Origin of the sequence: Alteromonas sp. CNT1-28 (genome assembly GCF_022348345.1) — a bacterium.
Taxonomy (GTDB): Bacteria; Pseudomonadota; Gammaproteobacteria; order Enterobacterales; family Alteromonadaceae; genus Alteromonas; species Alteromonas macleodii.
In genome coordinates, this window is sequence record NZ_JAKREZ010000075.1 from 1 (window position 1) to 4836 (window position 4836).

The 4836-nt window shown below is 42.4% G+C and carries 9 protein-coding genes; 1 reads left to right on the forward strand and 8 read right to left on the reverse strand.

Annotation, left to right across the window (positions count from 1 at the left end):
* Positions 1-188: 188 nt before the first annotated feature.
* Positions 189-494 (reverse strand): hypothetical protein, encoded by a 306-nt coding sequence (locus MHN02_RS21225; protein ID WP_239247933.1) that lies wholly within the window; start codon positions 492-494, stop codon positions 189-191.
* Positions 495-551: 57 nt separating this feature from the next.
* Here MHN02_RS21225 and MHN02_RS21230 point away from each other — a divergent pair, with 57 nt between their 5' ends.
* Positions 552-746, forward strand: a complete 195-nt coding sequence (locus MHN02_RS21230; protein WP_239247934.1) for a hypothetical protein — start codon at positions 552-554, stop codon at positions 744-746.
* A 307-nt stretch (positions 747-1053) separates the two neighbouring features.
* Here MHN02_RS21230 and MHN02_RS21235 read toward each other — a convergent pair whose 3' ends face one another.
* The 7 genes from MHN02_RS21235 to MHN02_RS21265 all read right to left on the reverse strand — a co-directional run.
* The gene (locus MHN02_RS21235) at positions 1054-1344 is read right to left on the reverse strand and encodes a hypothetical protein (protein WP_239247935.1); all 291 of its coding nucleotides are present in this window, start codon (positions 1342-1344) and stop codon (positions 1054-1056) included.
* An 803-nt stretch (positions 1345-2147) separates the two neighbouring features.
* Complete coding sequence (locus MHN02_RS21240; RefSeq protein WP_239247937.1) at positions 2148-2489, reverse strand: hypothetical protein; 342 nt, start codon at positions 2487-2489, stop codon at positions 2148-2150.
* Between the two features lie 112 nt (positions 2490-2601).
* The gene (locus tag MHN02_RS21245; protein ID WP_239247939.1) at positions 2602-2835 is read right to left on the reverse strand and encodes a hypothetical protein; all 234 of its coding nucleotides are present in this window, start codon (positions 2833-2835) and stop codon (positions 2602-2604) included.
* 102 nt (positions 2836-2937) lie between these two features.
* On the reverse strand, positions 2938-3249 hold the full coding sequence (locus MHN02_RS21250; protein WP_239247941.1) for a DUF2695 domain-containing protein: 312 nt from the start codon (positions 3247-3249) through the stop codon (positions 2938-2940).
* A gap of 112 nt (positions 3250-3361) precedes the next feature.
* The gene (locus MHN02_RS21255) at positions 3362-3853 is read right to left on the reverse strand and encodes a hypothetical protein (RefSeq protein WP_158297392.1); all 492 of its coding nucleotides are present in this window, start codon (positions 3851-3853) and stop codon (positions 3362-3364) included.
* A 124-nt stretch (positions 3854-3977) separates the two neighbouring features.
* Positions 3978-4400, reverse strand: coding sequence for a hypothetical protein (locus tag MHN02_RS21260; protein WP_020743521.1), 423 nt, complete (start codon positions 4398-4400; stop codon positions 3978-3980).
* A 136-nt stretch (positions 4401-4536) separates the two neighbouring features.
* Positions 4537-4836 (reverse strand): hypothetical protein (locus MHN02_RS21265; protein ID WP_239247943.1); only part of this gene is annotated, 300 nt, incomplete at its 5' end.

Sequence of the window (4836 nt, forward strand, 5' to 3'; positions counted from 1 at the left end):
TCCTCATCGACTTTTACCCAGATCGTTGCTTCGTCATCAAGGTCGTCAATTTTTTCAATTACTTCTATTAGTTTCATTTTATGAGACAAAGTACATAACGCTTTGCTTTGGGGCAGCTGGAACATAGCGAAGCGACGTGTAAGCTGTCCCAGCCACGCAGTGGCGACAACAGCAACTTGTTATGCGATTTACTCTGCACTCGATTTCAACCTCTTGATTCCATTATACGTATCGACTTCTACTTCTTTGGTTTTGGCCATAGCCTCTTCTCGGGCAACCCGAATGAAAGTATAGAAATCTACTTCACCGTGTGCCATTGACTGATAGTGTAATTCTGTACCAATGGGTAGTTCGCCAGAACCCTGCGAATTTTTTATGGAAAGAGGCTCAGTAAGAACATAAGTGGTTGAATACACAAACCGCCAACTTGCAGTCAAATAGCCGGCGACAAAAACAAAAACGACAAAAATTGTAATTCCTATTACTTTACCCAAGGTCGATTCCTATTTGCGCATAACATTAAGCTAAGCGGCGCAGTTGCGTGGGGCATAATGGCGAAGCCGCCCCGCGTAAATGCGTCCGAGCGACCGAAGGGAGTGGTCTTAAGCGCTTTGTTAGAAGCAGAGCCAGTTCCTTTGGTCTGTTTAAAAACTGATGAAGCCAGCATACGATTGATTGTTAACGCAGACAAGAAAAACGACTGTGCATTGATGGTTTTGATTTGGCAGAAGCTAGCCGCCATTTGAACTGTCTAACGCATTGGCGCTTGTTGACGTTGAATAATAACTTGGCGATAAAGCGCCTAATGCGCAACCTTTGAATTGAAAGCGGCGGATTTAAACCTACCACAAGCCAGAGCGATGCTTATAAAAACAGGTGAGGGTAGTTTTATTGGGATTTTTATAAAGCCAAACGCAGTTTAGGCTGACGCCTTATAACTTCCAAATATGGGGCGCAAACACGTGTGCAATAATGGCGAAGCCGCGCACGTGTTTGCGTCCCAGCGAGCGGAAGCGAGTGACATAATTTGTTTGTTATACGCAATAGCCAAAATCAACCGCCATATTGCATTATTAAGTAAAAGCCACAAACTAAACATACCGAAACAAAGCAAGGAATACCAAATAACTGCAGTTTTTGTTTTAGTGCCAAAGACTTTGAGCTAGCTGAAAGAGCAATATAAGGGAGCAATTGTGATAAGAAAATAGGAATGATGAAAATGCTCATTGGATAACCAACATAATTTGCAATGAAATCGCCTGCATTACCTACATACCAAATTTGAAGTAAAAAATTGAGTAAGCAAACTAATACAACAAGACCAATAAATTCCTTTTTACTCACAGGTTTCCTTTTGCGTATAACCCCCGCAATATACGGTTTATCCGTATGATTGCTTTGTTATGTGAATTATTGACCGTGAACGCCTCTCAACGATGCGCAAACTTTAGACCTGAATTTACAGGTATCGCTAGGACTAGAGGGAGTATACCCACTGGATGCGCACCTAGAATCGGTTTTCTTTCGTGATAAGCGAATGACACTACGGAAAGACGTGCAGCTAAGTTGCTAAAGCGTTATGAGGATTCGCGCCCTACGGATCGAAAATGCAACATAGGGCACTTTTAACACATAACACCCGCATAACGGGCAAAAACACGTAGGCTACAATACTAAGCGAAGCGCAGGGAGCCTACGTGTTTTTGTCCCTAGCGAGCGCAGCGAGTGTTAATGCGTTTGTTAGGTGCGTAACTTACTATGAGCTTGAATAATCGAACTCCGAAGCTCGCAAGTAATGTTTACCCACCTTGTTGTTTCTGTTAGCTGTAATTGACAACCAGTTTTGCTAACCAAATTGCAAATATGTGTGAACCACTTGGGATAACCCCATTCTCGGTTTTGCTGACCAACCAAAGCTCTCCGTTTCTGATCCCAGTGAACACCGGCAGCCTCTCGATAAATCATAGGAAAAGAGGATGTTGATGGCATTAAATAAAGGTGTTCTTTGTTATCTATCCCAATTTCTACGATGTCTTCCATTACTACTAGCACCTAACACCCGCATAACGGGCAATAACACGTAGGCTAAAATTGGAGCGATGCGACTGAGCCTACGTGTTATTGTCCCAGCGAGCCCGCGAGCGAGTTTATGCGATTGTTATACGATTTCTATCGCGTACCTTTAATACTGAAGCTTTTTTTAGTGCCCACCAACCTATAACGGCACTCATCACAATCCTCGTAGGGAAATATGCTAAAGCAGGAACAGAAAATAACCAAGTTGCAAAGTCTTTAGGCATAACCACGAATGCGACGCTTTTTACCCAATATATAACCTCTACATAGTTTTTTAGAAATTCATCTAAAGATATACCAAAAGAGACGAGGTCTGATGACATAGCCACCCAAAAAGCGTAAATACCTAGCCCACCATCTCCAAAGCTTCCAATAACTGAAGACCAACCAATAAAGAGTAAGAATGCGCGCACAAATGTGTCCTTCCGTGAATCGTATAACTTTTCAATAACGGGCGCAGGCACGTGGGGCATAATGGCGAAGCCGCCCCGCGTGTATGCGTCCCAGCGAACGAAGTGAGTGAGTTTATTGAGTTGTGTTGCCACCACCAAATTCAGAATACTTCTTAGTTGGTTGATCCTGACTTTTATTAAACTGCCAAAGAGCAACTGCTCCAATGATTGGAATTAACCAAGCAATAATTATTTGAGCAATTTTTTGAACAGAGTCTAAGTCTTCTCTTTTGGCTAAGAATACTGATACTGCAATGCTAAGTACTAAGTATGTGACTAACGCAGAGTAAATAAAAAGAGAATCCATTTCACAATTTTCCGTGGCTTATAACGCTTTTGTAACGGGCAGCCTTGTGGCGAAGCCACGCTTAAGGCTGTCCAGCCCGAAGGGCGATCGTTGACAAACTTGTTATGAGTTTTCGTCAAGGTGCCACCCTACAATATCACCTACATCATCGTAGACGTTGTAAATTACTTCGCAGTCGCAAAACCCGCCGTGCTCACCAAGCCAAGGAACAACCACCTTTGGGTTTAACTGCTTGGACTTAAGGAATTCAATTGTTTCCTTAAGTGTGTGATCACACTCTGGGGCTGACTCACGGTTGAGGTGCGACAAGAGATCTTTAAGCTCATCAATACCCATTGGAATAGATGCTCGAATTTCGTCTTGCTCATTCTGCTTGTACTGATCCTTCAGTTTCTTCTTCTGTTCTTTATCCATACTTAAGACTCATAACTTTTAAATAAGGGGCGATAGCACGTAGGGCATAATAGCGAAGCGGCCCTACGTGTTAGCGTCCCAACGAGCGACAGCGAGTGACTTTATTTGTTTGTTATGCGCCATCTTTGTTCTTACAAATGAGCGTTTTACCACCATAAAATGACGTGTAATGAATCTCAAAATAGATTTGATGATAGAATCCTGATAGCTCTTGTTTATTTTCCTCTGAAAAATTATTGCACTGTAAACTCAAAATAGTTTCTTTGCTCCCAGGCAAATACGATGAGCCAACTACAGGCATATGGAATAAATAATGATATTTATTTGAAAGTTGAGAAAACATCTCAGGATATGGGTCTCTACTTGGGTTTTCGTATCTTCGACCATTAAATACAATAATGACCTTCTTCACGACCGCGGGGCCTAGTCCTACTGATTGAAGTTTTATGAATAAGCCATTTAAGTTACTTACATTGAAGTGTAGTAATGGTTGTACTGATAATTTGTTATGCCTTCGAGCCAGCCAGCCTTGCCACACAGCGACAACTAAGGCCGAAAGTGCCACAAAAGAAGAACCCAAAGCTATGACATCCGAATTTTCCAAACTAACCTCCATGGCGCATAACTTTTAAATAAGGGGCGCAGACATGTGGGCTAAAATCCGAACGAAGTGAGCAGCCCACATGTTTGCGTCCCAGCCCGCGCAGCGGGCGAACTTGATTTTTTTGTTATGTGTTTTCGCTTATTTCTAAAACCACAGTTAACCATAAATTACCCCAACGCTCACGTCTATCTGCCGAACTCAACAATTTAGGTGAAGTGGTTTGATATTCATTGAAAGAATGACGATTGGCAAATAGAGTAGCGGATACAGCACCTTTTTTAACTTTTTCTGCATCGTAAAAAACCGCCACGACTTGGTTGCATCTAGAACATTGAATAAAGGAGGCTTGTTCTGAACCTTGCTTTAAAAAATTGACTGAGGCACTTGAGTTAACGCTTAACTTTCCAAGCGGATCTGATATGTACGCAAGACTATGATGCTTACAAAAGTCGCAGTCACATTCTCTAGGTTGATAGCTTTCGATTGACTTAGGAAGTGATAGTTTTACGCGAACAGCTTCGCATGAGCATGAAGAGAAATAATCCATTTAACCCTCATAAATTAAACCTGCACATAACTTTCCAATAACGGGCGCAGACATGTGGGGCATAATGGCGAAGCCGCCCCTCGTGTATGCGTCCCAGCGAACGAAGTGAGTGCGTTTATTGGCTTGTTAGGTGCGGTCACGCCAAGACCCCATTTAGCAGCATACTAGGCATAAAAAAGTAAAAAGCCAATAAGCCCGAACTTGTAAATATAAGTGCGGCTGCACAAAAAGAAGCTTGTACGAAGAAAACGGAAGGTTTAGCAGATGCACTATGCCTAAAAGCCACTATTGAGGTTTGTAAACATTCTTTAATTGCTTGGTATTTTGCTGAGAACCAAGAAATGATGGGAGCTAGGCTAGCAAAAACGAGAGCAAATGCGACTTCCATACCACCTAATTGAACTAAGAAGGCTATCTCTGGCAAAACTGCCGCCGC